Annotated in this window: 19 protein-coding genes; 18 read left to right on the top strand and 1 reads right to left on the bottom strand. The window is 68.6% G+C overall.

Annotated features, from left to right (window positions below; translation table 11 throughout):
* Positions 1-1,379 precede the first annotated feature (1,379 nt).
* Both ACXNSR_RS15130 and ACXNSR_RS15125 read left to right on the top strand, forming a co-directional pair.
* Entirely contained in the window at positions 1,380-2,783 is a 1,404-nt protein-coding gene (locus tag ACXNSR_RS15130) for a helix-turn-helix transcriptional regulator (RefSeq protein ID WP_458642546.1), read from the top strand.
* Positions 2,738-3,733 carry an NAD-dependent epimerase/dehydratase family protein gene (locus ACXNSR_RS15125; protein WP_458642545.1) on the top strand — a complete coding sequence of 332 codons (996 nt, stop codon included), beginning with the start codon at positions 2,738-2,740 and terminating at the stop codon, positions 3,731-3,733. Before ACXNSR_RS15130 ends, ACXNSR_RS15125 begins: the two co-directional genes overlap by 46 nt.
* Here ACXNSR_RS15125 and ACXNSR_RS15120 read toward each other — a convergent pair.
* A complete protein-coding gene (locus ACXNSR_RS15120) occupies positions 3,730-4,158 on the bottom strand; it encodes a winged helix-turn-helix domain-containing protein (RefSeq protein ID WP_051837633.1) in 429 nt (142 codons plus the stop codon). The two genes, ACXNSR_RS15125 and ACXNSR_RS15120, sit on opposite strands and share 4 nt — an antisense overlap.
* Before the next feature lie 848 nt (positions 4,159-5,006).
* Between ACXNSR_RS15120 and ACXNSR_RS15115 the strand changes: the two genes are divergently transcribed.
* From ACXNSR_RS15115 to ACXNSR_RS15040, 16 genes are all read left to right on the top strand, one after another.
* Positions 5,007-5,327 carry a hypothetical protein gene (locus ACXNSR_RS15115; protein WP_458642544.1) on the top strand — a complete coding sequence of 107 codons (321 nt, stop codon included), beginning with the start codon at positions 5,007-5,009 and terminating at the stop codon, positions 5,325-5,327.
* A complete protein-coding gene (locus ACXNSR_RS15110) occupies positions 5,324-5,968 on the top strand; it encodes a GGDEF domain-containing protein (protein WP_458642543.1) in 645 nt (214 codons plus the stop codon). Before ACXNSR_RS15115 ends, ACXNSR_RS15110 begins: the two co-directional genes overlap by 4 nt.
* Complete coding sequence (locus ACXNSR_RS15105) at positions 5,968-7,071, top strand: conjugal transfer protein (RefSeq protein ID WP_458642542.1); 1,104 nt, start codon at positions 5,968-5,970, stop codon at positions 7,069-7,071. The genes ACXNSR_RS15110 and ACXNSR_RS15105 overlap by 1 nt, the downstream gene beginning before the upstream one ends.
* Complete coding sequence (locus ACXNSR_RS15100; RefSeq protein ID WP_458642541.1) at positions 7,071-7,463, top strand: RRQRL motif-containing zinc-binding protein; 393 nt, start codon at positions 7,071-7,073, stop codon at positions 7,461-7,463. Before ACXNSR_RS15105 ends, ACXNSR_RS15100 begins: the two co-directional genes overlap by 1 nt.
* 39 nt (positions 7,464-7,502) lie before the next feature.
* Entirely contained in the window at positions 7,503-9,662 is a 2,160-nt protein-coding gene (locus tag ACXNSR_RS15095; RefSeq protein ID WP_458642540.1) for a cell division protein FtsK, read from the top strand.
* Between the two features lie 140 nt (positions 9,663-9,802).
* Entirely contained in the window at positions 9,803-10,084 is a 282-nt protein-coding gene (locus ACXNSR_RS15090; RefSeq protein WP_458642539.1) for a hypothetical protein, read from the top strand.
* Positions 10,085-10,088: 4 nt separating this feature from the next.
* Positions 10,089-10,289 carry a hypothetical protein gene (locus ACXNSR_RS15085; RefSeq protein ID WP_453784173.1) on the top strand — a complete coding sequence of 67 codons (201 nt, stop codon included), beginning with the start codon at positions 10,089-10,091 and terminating at the stop codon, positions 10,287-10,289.
* Positions 10,286-10,885, top strand: coding sequence for a hypothetical protein (locus ACXNSR_RS15080; RefSeq protein ID WP_458642538.1), 600 nt, complete (start codon positions 10,286-10,288; stop codon positions 10,883-10,885). Before ACXNSR_RS15085 ends, ACXNSR_RS15080 begins: the two co-directional genes overlap by 4 nt.
* Before the next feature lie 16 nt (positions 10,886-10,901).
* Positions 10,902-11,057 (top strand): hypothetical protein, encoded by a 156-nt coding sequence (locus ACXNSR_RS15075; protein WP_458642537.1) that lies wholly within the window; start codon positions 10,902-10,904, stop codon positions 11,055-11,057.
* A 4-nt stretch (positions 11,058-11,061) separates the two neighbouring features.
* On the top strand, positions 11,062-11,568 hold the full coding sequence (locus ACXNSR_RS15070) for a hypothetical protein (protein ID WP_458642536.1): 507 nt from the start codon (positions 11,062-11,064) through the stop codon (positions 11,566-11,568).
* A gap of 14 nt (positions 11,569-11,582) precedes the next feature.
* On the top strand, positions 11,583-11,873 hold the full coding sequence (locus ACXNSR_RS15065) for a hypothetical protein (protein WP_458642535.1): 291 nt from the start codon (positions 11,583-11,585) through the stop codon (positions 11,871-11,873).
* An 86-nt stretch (positions 11,874-11,959) separates the two neighbouring features.
* A complete protein-coding gene (locus tag ACXNSR_RS15060; RefSeq protein ID WP_458642534.1) occupies positions 11,960-12,667 on the top strand; it encodes a class I SAM-dependent methyltransferase in 708 nt (235 codons plus the stop codon).
* Complete coding sequence (locus tag ACXNSR_RS15055; RefSeq protein ID WP_458642533.1) at positions 12,664-13,578, top strand: bifunctional DNA primase/polymerase; 915 nt, start codon at positions 12,664-12,666, stop codon at positions 13,576-13,578. Before ACXNSR_RS15060 ends, ACXNSR_RS15055 begins: the two co-directional genes overlap by 4 nt.
* Entirely contained in the window at positions 13,575-15,125 is a 1,551-nt protein-coding gene (locus ACXNSR_RS15050) for a YfjI family protein (protein ID WP_458642532.1), read from the top strand. Before ACXNSR_RS15055 ends, ACXNSR_RS15050 begins: the two co-directional genes overlap by 4 nt.
* Before the next feature lie 283 nt (positions 15,126-15,408).
* Positions 15,409-15,645: an excisionase family DNA-binding protein gene (locus ACXNSR_RS15045; RefSeq protein WP_458642531.1), complete on the top strand. Its 237-nt coding sequence runs from the start codon at positions 15,409-15,411 to the stop codon at positions 15,643-15,645.
* A gap of 10 nt (positions 15,646-15,655) precedes the next feature.
* Positions 15,656-16,912 carry a tyrosine-type recombinase/integrase gene (locus tag ACXNSR_RS15040; RefSeq protein ID WP_458642530.1) on the top strand — a complete coding sequence of 419 codons (1,257 nt, stop codon included), beginning with the start codon at positions 15,656-15,658 and terminating at the stop codon, positions 16,910-16,912.
* Positions 16,913-16,973 lie beyond the last annotated feature (61 nt).

Genomic DNA, 16,973 nt, shown 5'->3' with positions numbered 1-16,973 from the left:
GATCAGCGGGGGTGCGTGTACGCGGGTGAACGACGGCGTCCGTCAGCGCACTGGACAAGAACCAGGACAACATTGGCCTCAGTGTGGTTGGACCAGAATCCGGGCAACCGATTGTGTGGCGCACGATCGCACAGGGGCGTCACCATACGTGCGTGGAAGTTGCTGAGATGGTCCTCAAGTACGTACAGGCCCTCGTATGGCCTGCGGTTACGCTGGCGTTGGTTTGGGCATGGCGTGACCGCGTTGGTGAAGCTATCGGGCGGTTGAGCCGTGTAGAAACGCCAGCCGGAGCCTTGGAGTTCCAAAACGAGGCACGTCGCGTTCGTGATCGCGCCGAAGCGGTAGCGGAAGAGGAAGGGCTGATATCGACCGGCCGCCCGAGGCCCGAGCCGGAGCCTGAACCGCGGCCGGAGCCTGAACCGCGGCCCGAGCCTGAGCCGGAGCCTGATCCGCGGCCCGAGCCCGAGCCTGAGCCCGAGCCTGATCCGCGGCCCGAGCCCGAGCCTGAGCCCGAGCCTGAACCGCGGCCCGAGCCTGAGCCCGAGCCTGAACCAGCGCCGTCTGAGGAGCCTCCGGGTGAGACGGTACGCCGACACTTGCCCACCCTCTGGTCGGCAATTGATCAGCCAGATGACGTCATCGAGCGTTCCCCAACAGGAGCGATCGTCTCTGCTTGGAACGCTTTGCAGACCTACGCTGAGGAGATCCTCACGTTGTACCCAAGCGTGAAGCCACGGCGTCCGGTCGCACCGGGGCGAGTGGCGCCAGGCGAGCTGGTTCGGATGTTGCAGCAAGCAGGGCTGGAGCAGGACGCAGTCGCCCTGATGCACGACCTCCGCACTCTGCGCAACACCACCGTGCATGGAACCACCGTCGTCACTCCCCAAGCAGCGCGCGACTTCGTTCGGGGCTGCAAAACCGTGGGCATTCTGCTGGAACACCTGACCTGGCCGCAGCCCAATCCTTCTGGGGGTGCCTCCCACTGAGGGCGGAGTCTTCCAACTGTCCGGATGGCCGTACAAGGCGGTCACGGCCGTCCAGGGCAGCTTCTCCCCACATCGACGGGCCAAGCTCGGACGCGACCGCCGTGGTGAGGTAGCGAACCTCGCACGGGAACCGCATCACGGGAATCATTGCCGTCCCACCGAAGGATCTGGAAACCCATGACTGTTGCGCCGGCACCATCCCTCTGCACCAGGTGCGGCACGAAGTTAAGCCGAAGCAACACCGATACCGTGTGCAGCCCCTGCCGCAGAGCTGTCGGCCCTAAGGCCTCTGGCGGCCATCCGCAGGCGCTATCGCCTGAGCCGTCCGCGCCGCACTGGCTTGCCGGGGACACGGAGCGGAGCGCCCCTCCCGACGGCTCGAACCTCGCCGATGTGCTCAAGGCGTATCGGGCGCTCCACAAGCTCAAGCAACAGGATCTTGCCGACCTGCTCGGCTACGACCAGTCGTACGTGTCCTTGCTCGAACGTGGCAAGCGGACTATCCGGGACATGGTTGAGCTTCGCAGGCTCGCTGCCGCACTGGCCCTACCCGAGGAAGAGCTTGGCTTGCTCCCGCCTGCCGAAGCCGTGGTCACGGTCGCCTCCGGTCATGACACTGGCGAGCGGAGCCCGCTTGCCGCTGTCGATGACCAGCGTCGATGGCGCATGACGCGTCGCGAGCTCAACCGGCACCGGGCCGACCTCACTCAGGCCGCCGCGCGCCTATATCCGGACGTCCCCCGCGCCGGAAAGAGCCCGGTGCTCACCCGTGAGTCTTGGATGTGGCCCGAGCCAGTCGATTTCGCTGACATCGAGTTGTCCTGGCTCACCCAGACGCGTCCCCCTGAGGTGAGCGGGCGGGAGAAGGAGTCCGAGGGCGTCCGGCCGCTCGCGGCGAACGGCGCCAAGTTCGATCGTTACACCCAAGCCATCAGGATGATCGACCGACCGTCCCTTTTCGTGAACCGTCCGAGCTTCCGCCTGCTCGATGTCGCCCAAGCGGACGGCCGGCCGAAGTTGTCGTTCGGGTACACGACCTACTTCGACATGGCCGACGTCTGCGAGGGAGTGGCGCACGAGCTGGCGAGCGCTTGGCTGAAGACGGGCAGCGACCCAGCGTGGATCGGCGATCCAAGTTGGGCGGAACTTCCCTTCCGGGCTCTGGTTGGAGACCCCTTTGACCTGGCTCACCGGCCGTTGCTGCCGTCGATCGACACCCTGACTATCCGGCTGGGCCCCGAAGGCGCATCGTTCCCACTCCACCACCGGTCCGCGAGCAACGTTGCGTTGGCCGGCGGGAACTACCACGTCATGCCAGCGGGGGTGTTCCAGCCGTCCTCGGTGATGCCCTGGGACCAGTCGAACGACTTCAACCTCTGGCGCAACGTGCTGCGCGAGTACGCGGAAGAGTTCCTCGGCGATCCCGAAGCAGACGGCAGTAGCGGCGAGCCGATCGACTATGACGGTACGGAGCCGTTCCGGACGCTCAACCAGGCGCGCCGGGAGGGCAAGGTGCGCCCGTTTTGCTTCGGGATCGGCCTGGACCCGCTCACGCTGGCGGGGGAGATTCTGAGCGTGGTCGTCATCGACGCCGACGTTTACGACTCCGTCTTCTCCGGCATGGTGTCGCGGAACTCCGAAGGCTCGGTCGTGGCTGGCCGAGTCGGTGGCAGCGGTACCGGGATCGAATTCACCGAGCCCAACATCCGGCGTCTGCTGGACAATGAACCTCTGGCATCCGCCGCCGCCGCGTGCCTCGACCTGGCGTGGCAGCATCGCGGGCTCATCCTGGGCTGAGAGGCAGATCAGTGCGCGTACTTGTGACCGGCGCCTACGGGTTCGTAGGCAACGCGGTTGTACGACGGCTCGCCGAAGTGGGACATGAGGTCGTGGCACTCACGCATCGGCCAGCAGATGCTCCCCTCCCGGAGCTGCCGGTTTCGCAGCTCGTCCGCGGCGATATCCGGGACAAGACGGCTCTTGCGGCAGCGCTCGAAGGCGTCGAGGGCGTGTGCCACCTCGCGGCTCTCACCCGGGTTCGTGAATCCTTCGACCGTCCGGAGGAGTACCAGGACGTGAACGCCAGCGGCACCGTGGCACTGCTTGATGCACTGGCCGCCGCATCCCCGAATCTGACCCCGAGGGTCATCCTGGGTTCCACCGCGGCGGTCTACGGTGCACCCGAGCGGCAGCCCATCAGCGAGGACACGGCGCCCGCGCCGAGCAACCCCTACGGCGTTTCGAAGCTGGCCGCAGACGATGCGCTTCGGGTCCGAGCCGAGGCGGGCGAGATCGAGGCCGTGAGCCTGCGCTGTTTCAACATCTCGGGGGCTGTGTCGGGGGTGGGGGACGCGGATGAAAGCCGGATCATCCCGAAGGCCGTGGCGGTGGCGGCCGGCCGCTACCCGCACCTTGAAATGAACGGAGACGGCGACGCGGTCCGGGATTTCGTCCACGTCGACGACTTGGCTCGCGCTTACGTGCTGGCCCTTGAGGCCACGTCGGCCCCGTATCGGCTCTACAACGTCGGTGCCACTGCGGCGAGCATGCGCGAGATCGTGGCCACCGTTGAACGGGTAACCGGAAAGCCGGTGCCGGTAGTGCACCGCCCGCCTCAGCCTGAGCCTCCGCGGCTGGTCGCCGACATTTCCCGGATCACGACTGACCTGGGATGGAAGCCCGAGCGGTCCAGCCTTGAGGCGTTGGTCGCCGACGCCTGGTCGGCCGTCTCAGGCAGCGATCGCTAAGGCTTGGCCAAGCGGTCCTTGACGCTTGCGGGCAGGCTATCGAAGGCTTCCCGCCAGTGCTCAAGGGCCGCTTCGCCGTCTGCGGAACCGGTGCCGTTCTTGCCCAGTGACTGGCGTAGTGCTGCCTCGACCTCCAGGCCTGCCAGCAGAAGCGGCAGGGCCCAATCCGCCGCACCGCGCGAGTGATCCGCGAGTCGAGGCGGAAACTGCGCGAAGACCCCCTTGCCCTGGTGTCCCACGACGTATCCCTCCGCTCGAAGCAGAGACACCGCGTTCTTCACCACGGTGCTTGAAGCGCCGGAACTTGCGATCAACTCCTGTGCCGATGGCAGCGCGGCGCCTGTGGCGAGTTTGCCACTGCGGATCCGTTCACGCAGGTCATCGGCCAGCTGAAGGTACGCCGGCTGTCCTCGGAACTCGGTCATCGGGATAGTCCTCCAGTCAGGGTTGTTGTACCTAGTACACCAGTCTCCTCGCATCCATTCCCTTCAGGTAGGCCGAGCCACTTGCCAACCTAGTGCACTAGGTGCACCATGTTTGTCGTGAGGCCAACACGTCTGTGAAAGGCCCGATATGACAAGCCGTCATTCGATTCCGGAGCTCAACGCGGAGAGGCTTGTCAACAAGCAGGGCGCCCCGGAAACGGTGGCCCAACTGCTGATCAACGACTCAAGAGGGGCCTTCTTTGGGCTGCTCTGAGCTGCACGAATGCACCGCTGACAACTCCACAGTGTGATCCACCGCAGCAGGACGGCCGTGACCGAACCAGCCGAGGCGAGTGGAGACCAGCCGACCGAGAGCGGGCCCGCGTCACAACCGGGCCCTACACCCCAGCAGGGGGACACGCCATCGGCTCTAAAGAACCACCCGGCCGACATTGGGCCGCCACGACATCCGGAGACAGGGACCGCCTCCGGATCGAGCGGAACCGGGTGAAGCCCGCTCCCACAGACATTGACCGCCTACAGAGGAGTCGTCGTGAGCCGCTTAAGACCCTCGGCGGTCGCCGCACTGGACCGGTGCGGCGGCCTTGCCCTTCGCGTCACCGCTCAACCGCCGTGCGAGGTAATTGCGGGCTTCACCGCCCGGCATTGCTCGCACGGCTTGCTCTCCCTTCCGCAGTGCTCGCAGCCTGCGGCCGGTTGCCTCCCCCGCCCATCACGTACGGGCGGGGTGGAGGGGAGCCGCGAAGTTCCGGCTTCACCACCGGGGCGCTGCCTCTCACCACGGACCGAGGCGCCCCGGTTCCCTTCGCTCTTCAGGAGAGATCGACATGCGTTCGTACATCGGTAATCACGAGATCGTGAACCCGGCCGAGTTCGAGGAGCTGGCGCTCGGCTTCGATGAACTGCCCCTGGGGCTGGACCGGGACCTGTTCCGCGGCCCGCTCGGGCCGGAGACGCTCCAGGAGCGTTCGGCCCGTGAGGCGGTGGCCCGTGAGGTCATCGCGGAGCTGGCCGCGCTGGGTGAGGGTGGCGACGAGATCGCCGCGTGGGACGCGCTCTACGCCGACGCGCTCACCCGCACGGTTCCCTTCCTGCGGGCCGCAGCCCGCGACGCCGGCCGTTCCGCCCGGACGGGGGAAGCGGCATGAGCCACACCATGACGGCTCTGTCCGCCGCCCTTCCCCTCGCGTCCGGCTGGTCGGTTCACAGCCTGTGGATGCGGCGCCGGATCGAGGCGGCCCACCGCGACCCGCTGACCGGCCTGTGGACGCGGGACCCCTTCGAGGAGCGGGCCCGCAAGAGCCTTTCTGGTGGATCCCAGCGCGCCGTTCTCGTCTTGGACCTCAACCGGTTCAAGGAGATCAACGACACCCTCGGCCACGCGGCCGGGGACGCGGTCATCCGCGAGACCGGGCAGCGCCTGGGCCGGTGGGCCGAGGAGCACGCCGGGATTGCCGGACGGCTGGGCGGGGATGAGTTCGCCGCCGTCATCCCCGGCTACGGCATCGACAAGCTGCGCGTGGACCTGTTCATGTTGACCGGCCGACTCGGCCAGCCGGTGCCGTTCGACGGCCGGCCGATCGGGGTCCACGCGTCCATCGGCGCTGCCTACCACCGCACCGGTACTGGGGAGCTGTCCACCCTGCTGCGGCGCGCGGATGAGCAGATGTACAGGGCCAAGCAGGTCGGGGGCGGCTGGCGAATCGCGCACCGGCTGACTGTCCCCTCCATGAGCACGGTCAACGGCCGCCGCGACGGCCGCCGGGGCACCAGCGGGAAGGCGGCGTGATGACAACCCGCAGGTCACTGACCACAGTGCAGAAGGTCGTTCTGACCGCCGCGTTCGTGCCCATGCTTGCCACCGGTGTCGCCGGGGGCGTGGGTACCTACAGCAACATCAGCCGGGCCTACGGCTCTGGCACGGCGCTGGGGGCGGTGGCGGCCGGTGAGGGTGCGACCGCGGTTCTGGCGCTGGTGCTGCTCGGGCTGACGATGCTCGGCCAGTCCTCGCCCCGGATCATCCGGGTGGGTCTGTGGGCTCTGCCCGCTGCCGCGTCGGTCATGGCGGCCATGGCCGCGGACGACCCGGGCCGCACCGTGATCTACGCCGTGACCCCGATGGGCATGTGCGTGGCGGCCGAGGGCATGGCGTTCCTGGCCCGCCGGATCGTGGTCCACCAGGACGGCCACGATGCCGAGGCCGAAGCTGAGGCGGCCACGGTGGTGCGGGCTTTGGCCTACCACCGGGCCCGTGCTGCGAACCACCCGTCGGGGTTGGTGCGCAAGTGGTCCGACCGAACGTCGTGGCGGCTGGCCCGGAAGGTCGGGGTGGGGGACGCCTCGTTGGGTGCCCGGCTCCTGGACGTTCAGCGTGACCGGCTCACCAGCGGTGCGGATGCCGCTCTGTCCGCCATGTTCACCGCCTCCGCAAACCAGGATGAAAGGGTTGAGATCACCGTAAATCGGTTGGGGTCTGACCTGCACGAGTCGACTCCGGACGCACCGACCGTGGCAGCCGACCTTCCCGCTCTTGGGTCGGCCGACCCGCTGCCCGTCATCGAGTCAGTGGCGGTGCCTGAGGCGGCTCCGGTAGTCGAGCCGGTCGAGGTTGCTCAGTCGGCTCCGGTGAAGTCGGTCGCGGCTGTCGAGTCGTCTCCGCGTCGGGCGACCGGTCGGGTGCCGAAGTCGGCCCGTACAGCCCGGCCTGTGCGCGACTCGGATGAGCTGCTGGATGAGGCCCGGTCGGTCACGGCCGACTGGTCTGACGCCGAGCTGACAGCCGAGGCGATCCGCAAGGCGGTCCGCACGTCGTCCGCCCGGGGCCGCCTGCTGCGCGACGCCCTGAAGACCGAGCGGGCCGCCGCAGCGACCGCCACTGAGACGGCCGCCTGATGGCCGCGCAACCGCGGTTCTGGGACCCGTGCGGGGAACGCTTCGGGATCCCGACCTACCCGTGGAACCTGGCCCCGCTCGGCCTGGCCACCCGCCGACAGCTCCGCGAACAGGGGCTGCGGCCGGGAGGTCAGGACGTGGTCGCTCAGGTGCTGTGGCGCTCCAACCGCTACCGCAGGCCGGGCACTCCCGGGATCCGGGCTGCCTACCTCTACGACGTCGACCGGGCCAAGCCCGTACGCCCCATGACCCCCGGCCGTGCGTCCGCGCTCGCCAAGGCGAACGCCGCACGCCGGACCTGTCCCGAGTGCCGCACCGACGTCGGATACCGCATCCCGACCTCGCTCGGCATGTGCGTGAGCTGCGCCGACGCGCCCCAGCTCGCCGCCTGACCCGCCCGACTTCCGCCACGCAGAGGGAGCAGACCCACCGTGTCTGATGTCCACGTCACTGACCCGAGCGAGGACCTGGAGCGCCCCGGCGCCGAGGTCTTCGACATCACCACCAAGCGCCCCGCCAACCCGACCCCCGCCCCGGCAGCTCTGCCGGCCGACCCGGGCGACGACGAGGACGAGTCGCCCCGGCCGCGGCCGGTCGACTCGCCGGACCTGCCGTCCCCGGGCGTCACCACGTACAAGCGCCTGCCGATCATCCCGACCTGGCTGAAGTCGAAGGCGGGGTTCGTCTCCACCACCCAGCGCGCCGCGAGCAACGCGTTCTACGCCACCGCCTTCCACGGCATCCGCACCCCCTGGTACGCGCTCCAGCTCGGCCTGCTCGCCCCGCGCGGCATGGCCCGGCTGGTCCGCGACACCAACCGGTGGGTGTGGGACGCCGAGGCGGCCCCCCTGAGGGCCTACGAGGTCTACAAGGAGAACACCGCCGAGTACCTCAAGCTCTCCCGGCAGCGCGACAGCCGGGTACGCCTGCGGACCCTGGTCACCGTAGTGGCGCTGATCTTCGGCACGGCGTTCGCGCTGACGATGTACGTGATGGCCCCCGGCTGGCTCGCCGTGCTCGCCTCGGCCGCGGTTCTCACTGCCGGTTTCTGGGGCGCCCCGCAGGATCAGCCGGTGATCGGGCCCGCCGTGCTGAAGACCGAACTCCAGAAGCTCACGGGCACGCTTGTGCTCCGGGCGCTGGACAACATCGGTAACGCGAAGCTGTCGGCCGCCATCAAGAAGGGCGGCGACATGAACGGCCTGAGGTTCACCTCGGAGATCACCCGGGACGGGCCCGGCTACCGCGCCGACCTGGACCTTCCCTGGGGCGTCACCCCCGAGGACATCATGGAGGCCCGCAAGCCGCTCGCCTCCGGCCTGCGCCGCAAGGTCGGCTCCGTCTGGCCCTCGGCCGACCCCACGGAGCACGAGGGCCGGCTGATCCTGTGGGTGGGCGACAAGCCCATGAACGAGACCAAGAAGCCCGCCTGGCCGCTGCTGAAGTCGGGCAGCGTGGACCTGTTCAAGCCGGTCGTCTTCGGCAATGACCAGCGCATGGGCGACGTCGCCGTGACCCTGATGTTCGCCTCCGTGGTCGTCGGCTCCATCCCCCGCATGGGCAAGACGTTCCTGATGCGCCTGTTCCTGCTCATCGCCGCACTGGACCCCCGCGCCCAGCTCTACGCGTTCGACTTCAAGGGCACCGGCGACTTCGGCGCGCTTGAACCGGTCTGCCACCGCTACCGGGCCGGCGATGAGGACGAGGACATCCTCTACGTCCTCGAATCGCTGCGAGAGCTGCGCCAGGAACTGCGCCGCAGGGCCAAGGCCATCAAGTCCCTGCCGCGCTCGCGCTGCCCGGAGTCGAAGGTGACCCCGGACCTGGCCAACGACAAGGCCCTGGGCCTGCACCCGATCGTCGCCGCGTTCGATGAGTGCCAGGTCCCCTTCGAGCACGACAAGTACGGCGCCGAGATCGAAGAGATCTGCACCGACCTCGGCAAGCGCGGCCCCGCCCTCGGCATGGTGACCCTGTTCGGCACCCAGCGCCCCGACGCGAAGTCGCTGCCCACCGGCATCTCCGCCAACGCGGTGCTGCGGTTCTGCCTGAAGGTCATGGGCCAGCCCGCCAACGACATGGTGCTGGGCACCTCGATGTACAAGGCCGGGTACCGGGCCACGATGTTCTCCCGCACCGACCGCGGCATCTGCTGGATGGCCGGTGAGGGCGACGACCCGCGCATTGTGGCCTCCGCGTTCGTGGACGCGCTCGGCGCCGAACAGGTCGTCGTGCGAGCCCGCCGGATGCGCGAGGAGTACGGCAACGTCACCGGCCACGCCATCGGCCAGCAACCCGAAAGCGGCGAAGCCTCCTTCGATCTGCTGGCCGACATCCTCAGGGTCGTGCCGGCCGATGAGGAGAAGGTCTGGAACGAGAAAGTCGCCGCCCGCCTTGCCGCCCTTCGCCCCGAGGTCTACAGCGGCTGGAAGGCCGAGACGGTCACCACCAACCTCAAGCCGCACGGCATCACCGCCCAGGACGTCTGGGGCTCCACCACCGCCGGCAAGGGCACCACCCGACGCGGAATCGCCCGCGCCGATATCACCACCGTCATCACTCAACGTGATGGGAAGCGGTCCGGAAGCTGACGCGCACCGCTGCTAGACCTAGCGGCCCACGCTGCTAGGTCTAGCACCCCCGCTAGCACCCCGAACTGGCCCCCATCAGCGATCTCGCACCTAGCAGCCGACCTGCGAAAACGCCGGAAACCCTGTCTGGAAGGCACCCCATGGCCCTCACTCTCCTTGCTAGCGCCTGCCTGCTCTTCATCACTCTCGGTTACATCGGTCTGTGTGTGGGATCGCCGTTCGGCACCTGCCGCAAGTGCCGTGGCTTCGGCTTTGCGATGAAGACCGACCGCAAGGGCCGCCTCAAGCGCGGCAAGCACTGCCGCCGCTGCGACGGCCACGGCAAGCGCATCCGCACCGGCCGACACCTCTACAACCTCTGGCTGCGCCTGTACCGCGACGCCAACCCCGCCCCGCGCAAGACGTTTGCCCCGAAGGGATAACCCCATGGCCATCACCCTCTCGCTCGTCGCCCTGTTCGGACTGGTCCTGTTCTTCCTCCTCCGCTCCAAGACCCTCGGCTACGGCTCCGCGTTCGTCGCCATGATGTTCGGCTTCTTCCTCGCCTCCACCGGCGCCTCCGGCCCCATCAACGAACTCACCACCGCGATCATCAAGGCCGTCTCGGACCTGGGGAGCCAGGGATGAACGAGCCCATCACCTACCGGCACTGGGCCATCGACCTCGCCCCCAAGGCGGCCCCCGCTGTGGCGACCACGACCGTGCTGATCCTGGGCCGGATCTGGAACGCCAACGGCGCCGAACACTCCATCGGCAACGCGGCCCTGATGGTCGTCCTCGCCACCGGAGCGGCAGCGGCCGGCGCTTTCTCCTCCGGCAATCGCTCCGGGGGAAGCGTGATCGCCGGAACCGCGTTCGCCGCATCCGGTGGCCTGGCCCTGGCTGGGGTCGCCGGATATGCCGATGGCCTCTCGTTGCCGGTGCTGCTGTGGGCGCTGGCCACCGCCGTCGCGTACGGACTCGCCGCCCGCTACTGGCGCACCGACCGCCGCGAGAGCGTCGCGCACGAGCGGCAGACCCTAGGCCGCCGCGAGGACCACGCGCACGTCGAACGCGTCGAAGCGCTCCGCGCCGGAGCACAGATCGAGGTGGCTCGCTCCGGCGCGGCCTACGCCGAGCAGCTCGCCAACGCCCTCATCACCCGCGCCACCCTCCCCGGCTTCAACCCGCACGCCATCACGGACTCGGGCCTGCCCCAGCTCCCCGCCAAGCACGACCACTGACCCAAGGAGCATCCGCATGGACATCGACCCCTTCGAGGTTGTGACGCTCGACATGAACTGGGACGGCTTGGACCAGCCCTACACCCAGCGGCTCACCCGCCTCCAGCTGGGCGAACTGCTGCTTCAGGTGGATGACATGGCCGTACAGACCGAAGCCGAACAGGAGAACTGACGCCATGTTCGAGATCCGCGTCATCTGCGCCCCGACCGAAGCCCCCGAGATCACCAGGACTCTGTCCGACACGTTCACGACCAGCGCGGTCCGCCAGCGGCCCACCCGCAACGGGGGACGCGTCCGTCTGTACGTCACCGCTCACCAGCGGCCCAGCCACTGGCCGGCGCCTGAAATGGCGTACGCCACCGCACCGAGCATCGTCAGCGAAATCGGCTGGACTGCCGGAGGCGCCCGAGACTGCCTGCACGGCATCCACGTCCGCGAGTTCTGGCTCCGCAAAGCCGCACTCCTGGACCGCATCGCCCTCACCGACGACGACCCCGAGGGCGGCGACGCCGCCACCCTCGCCGTCGAAGCCGCCCGCCGGCTGATGGACATCGACCACGCCGCCGGCCTCGGCCCGTCCGGCTACGCGAATGGCCCCTACACCCCCGACCACCCGGACAGCGTCCGCGAGCCCCGCGGCTACGTCCGCCAGGAATACGCCCTCTGGATCCGACACCTCTGAGGAGACCAACCGATATGAGCACCAGCCCCACCCTCAGCGCCACGCAGCACCCCACGATGCACACGCAGGTCGACGGTCTCAGCTACCGGCCCGAGCGCATCAGCGTGATCGCGGCCCTGTCCCACATCCGCAGCGCACGCAAGAGCCCCAAGAACGTGGACGCGGTCAACGTGTACGCCTTCACCGGCCGCGATGGCATCCCGCTGCACGTGGTCTACATCCACCACGTCCCCGGTCGCTGGCACGGCGTGAACGACGTCATCGACGTCTACGAGATCCCCACCGCCGCGCTCACCGACCTCTAGCTGTGCCCGGGGCGGTCGCCTCTCACCACAAGACCGCGACCGCCCCGGCTTCTCCGTCCCTTCGCAGAAACAGGAGAACCCCCAGCATGACGCAACCCACCCCGATCCGGCGATCCCGCCTGCGGGTGCTTGACGCCTACTCGTGCATCGGTGGCGCGGCCCGTGGATACCAGTACCTCGGTTGGCACGTCACCGGCGTGGACGTCAGCCCGCAGCCCGACTACTGCGGCGACGCTTTCCACCAGGGCGACGCCGTCGAGTTCATCCGCGAGCACGGCCGCGAGTTCGACTTCATCCACGCCTCTCCGCCCTGCCAGGGGGAAGGGGCACCGACCAAGGGCACGAACGCCGCACGCAACGCCCGCACCGGCCGCCAGCACCCCCGCCTCATCGCCCCCACCCGTGCCGCCCTGGACACCGTGGGACGGCCCTACGTGATCGAGAACGTGGCCCGCTCCGAGGTCCGCAAAGACCTGCGGCTGTGCGGTGAACAGTTCGGCCTGGCCGTGCTCATGCACCGCTACTTCGAACTCGGCAATTGGACCGCCACGCAGCCGGCGCACCCCGCGCACCGGGGCAGGGTGCGGGGCTGGAGGCACGGCGCCTACTTCGACGGTCCCTACGTCGCTGCTTACGGCAAGGGCGGTGGCAAGGCCACCGTCGCCGAGATCCGCGAAGCCAAGGGCATCGACTGGTCCACCGACCACCTTGCCCTGCGCGAGGCCCTGCCACCCGCCTACACCCGCTGGATCGCCACCGCGTTCATCACCCGCAGCCAGGAGGGGGCAGCATGAATACCCACCTGTTGATCGCCGCCCTCGCGGCCGCTGAACGCGGCTGGCCCGTCTTTCCGCTCCGTCCCGGGGACAAGCGGCCCGCAGGGCACCCCGAACGCAACTGCCCCGGCACGGGACGCTGCACGGACGGCCACCGCACCCCGGAACAGCGCGCCACCCTCGACCCCGAGCAGATCACGGCATGCTGGCAGGCGGCCCCTTACAACGTCGGCATCGCCACCGGCCCCGCCGGACTCCTCGTCGTGGACCTCGACCTCCCCAAGGACGACGACGGACCCGCGCCCGAAGAATGGGCCGGGGCCACAGATGGTCTGGACGTGTTCGCCATGATCTGCGAGCGGGCCGGTGAGCGGCTGCCGACCGAGACGTTCACGGTGCGCACCCGCCGTGGCGGCCAGCACCTGTACTTCACCGCCCCTGCCGAAAAGCGGCTGCGTGGGAGCGCAGGGCGCTTGGGGTGGAAGGTCGATACGCGAGCCTGGGGCGGGTACGTGGTCGCGGCCAGCAGCACGGTCGGCACCGGCTCGTACGAGATCATTCACGACGCGCCCCCCACTGCTCTCCCCACGTGGCTCTGTGACCTCCTCACGACACCGCCCGCACCCGCCCCCGTCCCTGTGGCCGTGCTGCGTGCCCGGATCGGGAAGGCAGACCGTTACGCGGCGGCCGCGCTCAACGGCGAAGTCGCCAAGGTCGCGACCGCTACCACCGGCACCCAGAACAACACGCTCTACAACGCCGCCTACGCCCTCGGCCGCCTCATCGCCGCCGGAACCCTCACCGAGACGGAAGTTACCGACGCGCTCACCGCCGCCGCGCCCGAGGGCCTCGCGCCATCCCGGATCGCGGCCAGCATCCGTGACGGCATTCAGCGCAGCGCCCGCAACACCCTGGGAGGGGCGGCATGACCACACAGCCCGTGGACAGCTCGGAACTGTGGGCCGGATTCGAAGCACTGGACGCCGAGCGGGCAGCCGCCGCCCCGTGGGACGAGCTGATCCCGCTCACCGCCCGCCGGGAACTCCCCGCCTTCCCCACCGAGGTCTTCCCGGCTTGGCTCGGAGACTTCGTGCGCGGCGTGGCAGAGGAGACGCAGACGTCCGTGGACGCTGCCGCCTCGCTCGCCCTGGCGGTCCTGTCCACGGCCGCCGGGGGCCGCGCTGTCGTTCACGTTCGAGGCCGGTGGCGCGAGCCCGTCAACCTGTTCGTCGTGATGGCCCTGCCGCCGGGCAGCCGGAAATCGGCGGTATTCAGCTTGATGACCAACCCGCTCTACAGGTGCGAGGCACTGCTGGCAGCAGCATCGGCTGGCGCCATCATCGAAGCCGAACTCACGGCGAAGCTCGCCAAGGAAGTCGCGGACAACGCGGCTGCGAAGGCAGCCCGCGCGGAGGCGGACAAGCGCGACCAGCTCGTGGCCGAGGCCATCGGTCTTGCGCAGGTCGCAGAGTCCATCGTCGTGCCCACCAAGCCCCGTCTCCTGGCCGATGACGCCACCCCCGAGGTCATCGCCTCGCTGCTGGCCGAACAGAGCGGCAGGCTCTCGGTCATGTCCGCCGAGGGCGGCATCTTCGACATCATCGCCGGACGCTACTCCGGCACCCCCAACATGGAAGTCTTCCTCAAGGGGCAGGCAGGCGACCGGCTGCGCGTCGACCGCAGGGGGCGCGAAGAGTTCATCGAAACCCCTGCCCTCACCATGGGACAGACGGTCCAGCCCTCGGTTCTGGAAGACATCAGCCGCATCAAAGGCGCAGGAGACCGGGGACTGCTGGGCCGGTTTCTGTACTCCCTACCCGAAGACCTTGTGGGCTACCGGGAAGTGCTCCCCGAGCCTCTCTCCGAGGACGTAGCCGACGCCTACGAGGAGCGCGTCACCGCGTTGACGATGGCTCTCGCAGGCTGGACCGACCCGGCCGTACTCCAGCTCACCCCCGAGGCGAACGAAGCGCTGGCCGCCTACGAGCGGCGACAGGAACCGCGGCTGCGCAAGCGCGGCGGCGACCTCGGCCACATCAGGAACTGGGCCGCGAAACTCGGTGGCGCGACCTGCCGCCTCGCAGGACTGCTGCACCTGGCCGCCCACACCGAGAACGGGCACACCCAGCCCATCACCGCCGACACCATGCGCGACGCGGTCAAGCTCTCGGACTACTTCACGGGCCACGCCCTCGCCGTCTTCGACCTCATGGGTGCCGACCACACCGCCTCCCGCGCTCACACCGTGCTGGAACTGCTGCGCACCCAGAAGTGGACCGAGGTCAGCAAGCGCGACCTCATGGTGAAGCTCTCCCGCTCCGAGTTCCCCACGGTCGCCGATCTGGACCCCGCGCTGGACCTGTTGGAAGACCACGGGTACGTCCGCTGCCAGCCCGCCCAGCGCACCGGAGGCAGGGGCCGGCCGCCGTCCCCGCGCTACCTCATCCACCCCCAGCTGAGCGAACCCACTCTCTGACCCCCGCCACAGAAACCACAGAATCACAGAAATAGCCCCACCAGGCCCCTGACCTGCGCGTATGCCGCTCACAGCGGGCTCCCGGGCGGCTGCCACAGAAACCCGCAGAAGGACCACACAAATACGAGCCCACCCCGGCCCGCTTATTTCTGTGGGACTTCCCGCCCTTTCTGTGGCAGCCCACCCACCGGCTCTAAGCGACCTGTTCCCGCAGGTCAGCAGTCCTGCCCCGGGTTTCTGTGTATTTCGTGGTTTCTGTGGCGGCCCGCCAAGGAGCGAGCCCATGCACGACGCCCATGTCGCCGCCTCCCACGTGGTCGATCCAACGCTGTTGCTGCTGACGGTCGAAGAGGCCGCCCGTCGACTTTCCATCGGTCGGACCACGTGCTTTCACCTCATCGGCTCCGGACAGCTGGAGTCCGTCCCCATCGGCCGTCTTCGTCGAGTGCCAGCGGAAGCCGTTAACGACTTCCTCGCACGGCTCCGCGAGGCGCACCGCCCTACCTCCACCGCCGCCTGAAGGGCTGCCTATGACAGAGAACAAGCGGACCCGGCAGCCCAACGGCCGTAGCTCCATCTACCTCGGGAAGGATGGAAAGTGGCACGGCCGCGTCACGGTCGGTGTGCGCGACGACGGCTCACCTGACCGGCGTCACGTCGAGCGCAAGACCCGCGCCGAAGTCACTTCTGCTGTAAGGAAGCTGGAGAAGGAGCGCGAGGCCAAGACCGTGCGGAAGCCCGGCAAGGCCATGACCGTTAAGGCCTGGCTGACGCACTGGATCGAGAACGTCGCACCCCTCACCGTCAACGACAACACGATGGTCGGGTACGGCGTCGCAGTGCGGAAGCACCTCATCCCCGGCTTGGGCGCGCACCGTCTCGACAGGCTCAAGCCCGAGCACATCGAGACCTTCTATACGAAGATGCAGGCCAACGGCAGCAAGGCAGCGACGGCTCACCAGGTGCACAGAACCTTTCGCACCGCCCTTAACGAGGCTGTGCGGCGCGGTCATCTCGGCAAGAACCCAGTGCAGTTGGCCAAGGCCCCGAAAACGGGCGACTACGAGGCGGAGCCGTACACCGTGAAAGAGGTGCGGCAGTTGCTGAAGGCCGCAGGCCAGCATCGGAATTCCGCGCGCTGGGCTGTCGCCCTCGCCCTCGGACTACGCCAGGGGGAGGTGCTGGCGTTGAAGTGGGAGGACGTGGACCTCGACGGGGGGTTCCTCGTGGTGCGCCGCAGCCGCCACCGGCCGCAGTACGCACACGGGTGCGCCACCTCCTGCGGGCGCAAGGCCGGGTACTGCCCGGACAGGCGACGCAGCAACCCCGAGACTGCCACCACCAAGTCGCGCGCCGGCCGCCGTGCAGTCGGTCTCCCGGAGCGGCTCGTTGACCTTCTGCGAGTCCACTTCGAGATGCAAGAGGTGGAACGGCAGGCGGCAGGAGGGCGTTGGGCGGAGGCAAACTTGGTGTTCCCGGATGAGCTCGGTCGAAGCCCATCTCATCGTCGTGACTGGGCCGAGTGGAAGGGCCTTCTGGCTGAAGCTGGCATCCGTGATGGCCGGCTTCACGATGCGCGCCATACAGCCGCGACGGTTCTGCTGATTCTGGGTGTGCCGGAGCGGGCTGTCATGGGCCTCATGGGGTGGTCAACCACCGCTATGGCCGCTCGGTACCAACACATGGTCGATGGCGTCCGCAGCAGCGTTGCTGTGCAGGTCGATTCGCTGATCTGGTCAGCAGGGGGCGCGCCAGATGCCGCTGCCATAGGGCGCGTAGATCGCTAGGAGCTTGTTTCAGAGCTGGGTGGCAACAGCTCGATCACCTCGGCATGCGAGGGGGTGTCCC

The organism is Streptomyces sp. NC-S4 (assembly GCF_054353315.1).
This window is presented reverse-complemented; position numbering and strand designations above follow the sequence as displayed.

Bases quoted from the DNA above. Each gene is read 5' to 3' on its own strand.
- ACXNSR_RS15120 (WP_051837633.1), bottom strand. From the start codon at position 4,158: ATGACCGAGTTCCGAGGACAGCCGGCGTACCTTCAGCTGGCCGATGAC.
- ACXNSR_RS15115 (WP_458642544.1), top strand. From the start codon at position 5,007: ATGCGTTCGTACATCGGTAATCACGAGATCGTGAACCCGGCCGAGTTC.
- ACXNSR_RS15110 (WP_458642543.1), top strand. From the start codon at position 5,324: ATGAGCCACACCATGACGGCTCTGTCCGCCGCCCTTCCCCTCGCGTCC.
- ACXNSR_RS15105 (WP_458642542.1), top strand. From the start codon at position 5,968: ATGACAACCCGCAGGTCACTGACCACAGTGCAGAAGGTCGTTCTGACC.
- ACXNSR_RS15100 (WP_458642541.1), top strand. From the start codon at position 7,071: ATGGCCGCGCAACCGCGGTTCTGGGACCCGTGCGGGGAACGCTTCGGG.
- ACXNSR_RS15090 (WP_458642539.1), top strand. From the start codon at position 9,803: ATGGCCCTCACTCTCCTTGCTAGCGCCTGCCTGCTCTTCATCACTCTC.
- ACXNSR_RS15085 (WP_453784173.1), top strand. From the start codon at position 10,089: ATGGCCATCACCCTCTCGCTCGTCGCCCTGTTCGGACTGGTCCTGTTC.
- ACXNSR_RS15080 (WP_458642538.1), top strand. From the start codon at position 10,286: ATGAACGAGCCCATCACCTACCGGCACTGGGCCATCGACCTCGCCCCC.
- ACXNSR_RS15075 (WP_458642537.1), top strand. From the start codon at position 10,902: ATGGACATCGACCCCTTCGAGGTTGTGACGCTCGACATGAACTGGGAC.
- ACXNSR_RS15070 (WP_458642536.1), top strand. From the start codon at position 11,062: ATGTTCGAGATCCGCGTCATCTGCGCCCCGACCGAAGCCCCCGAGATC.
- ACXNSR_RS15065 (WP_458642535.1), top strand. From the start codon at position 11,583: ATGAGCACCAGCCCCACCCTCAGCGCCACGCAGCACCCCACGATGCAC.
- ACXNSR_RS15060 (WP_458642534.1), top strand. From the start codon at position 11,960: ATGACGCAACCCACCCCGATCCGGCGATCCCGCCTGCGGGTGCTTGAC.
- ACXNSR_RS15055 (WP_458642533.1), top strand. From the start codon at position 12,664: ATGAATACCCACCTGTTGATCGCCGCCCTCGCGGCCGCTGAACGCGGC.
- ACXNSR_RS15050 (WP_458642532.1), top strand. From the start codon at position 13,575: ATGACCACACAGCCCGTGGACAGCTCGGAACTGTGGGCCGGATTCGAA.
- ACXNSR_RS15045 (WP_458642531.1), top strand. From the start codon at position 15,409: ATGCACGACGCCCATGTCGCCGCCTCCCACGTGGTCGATCCAACGCTG.
- ACXNSR_RS15040 (WP_458642530.1), top strand. From the start codon at position 15,656: ATGACAGAGAACAAGCGGACCCGGCAGCCCAACGGCCGTAGCTCCATC.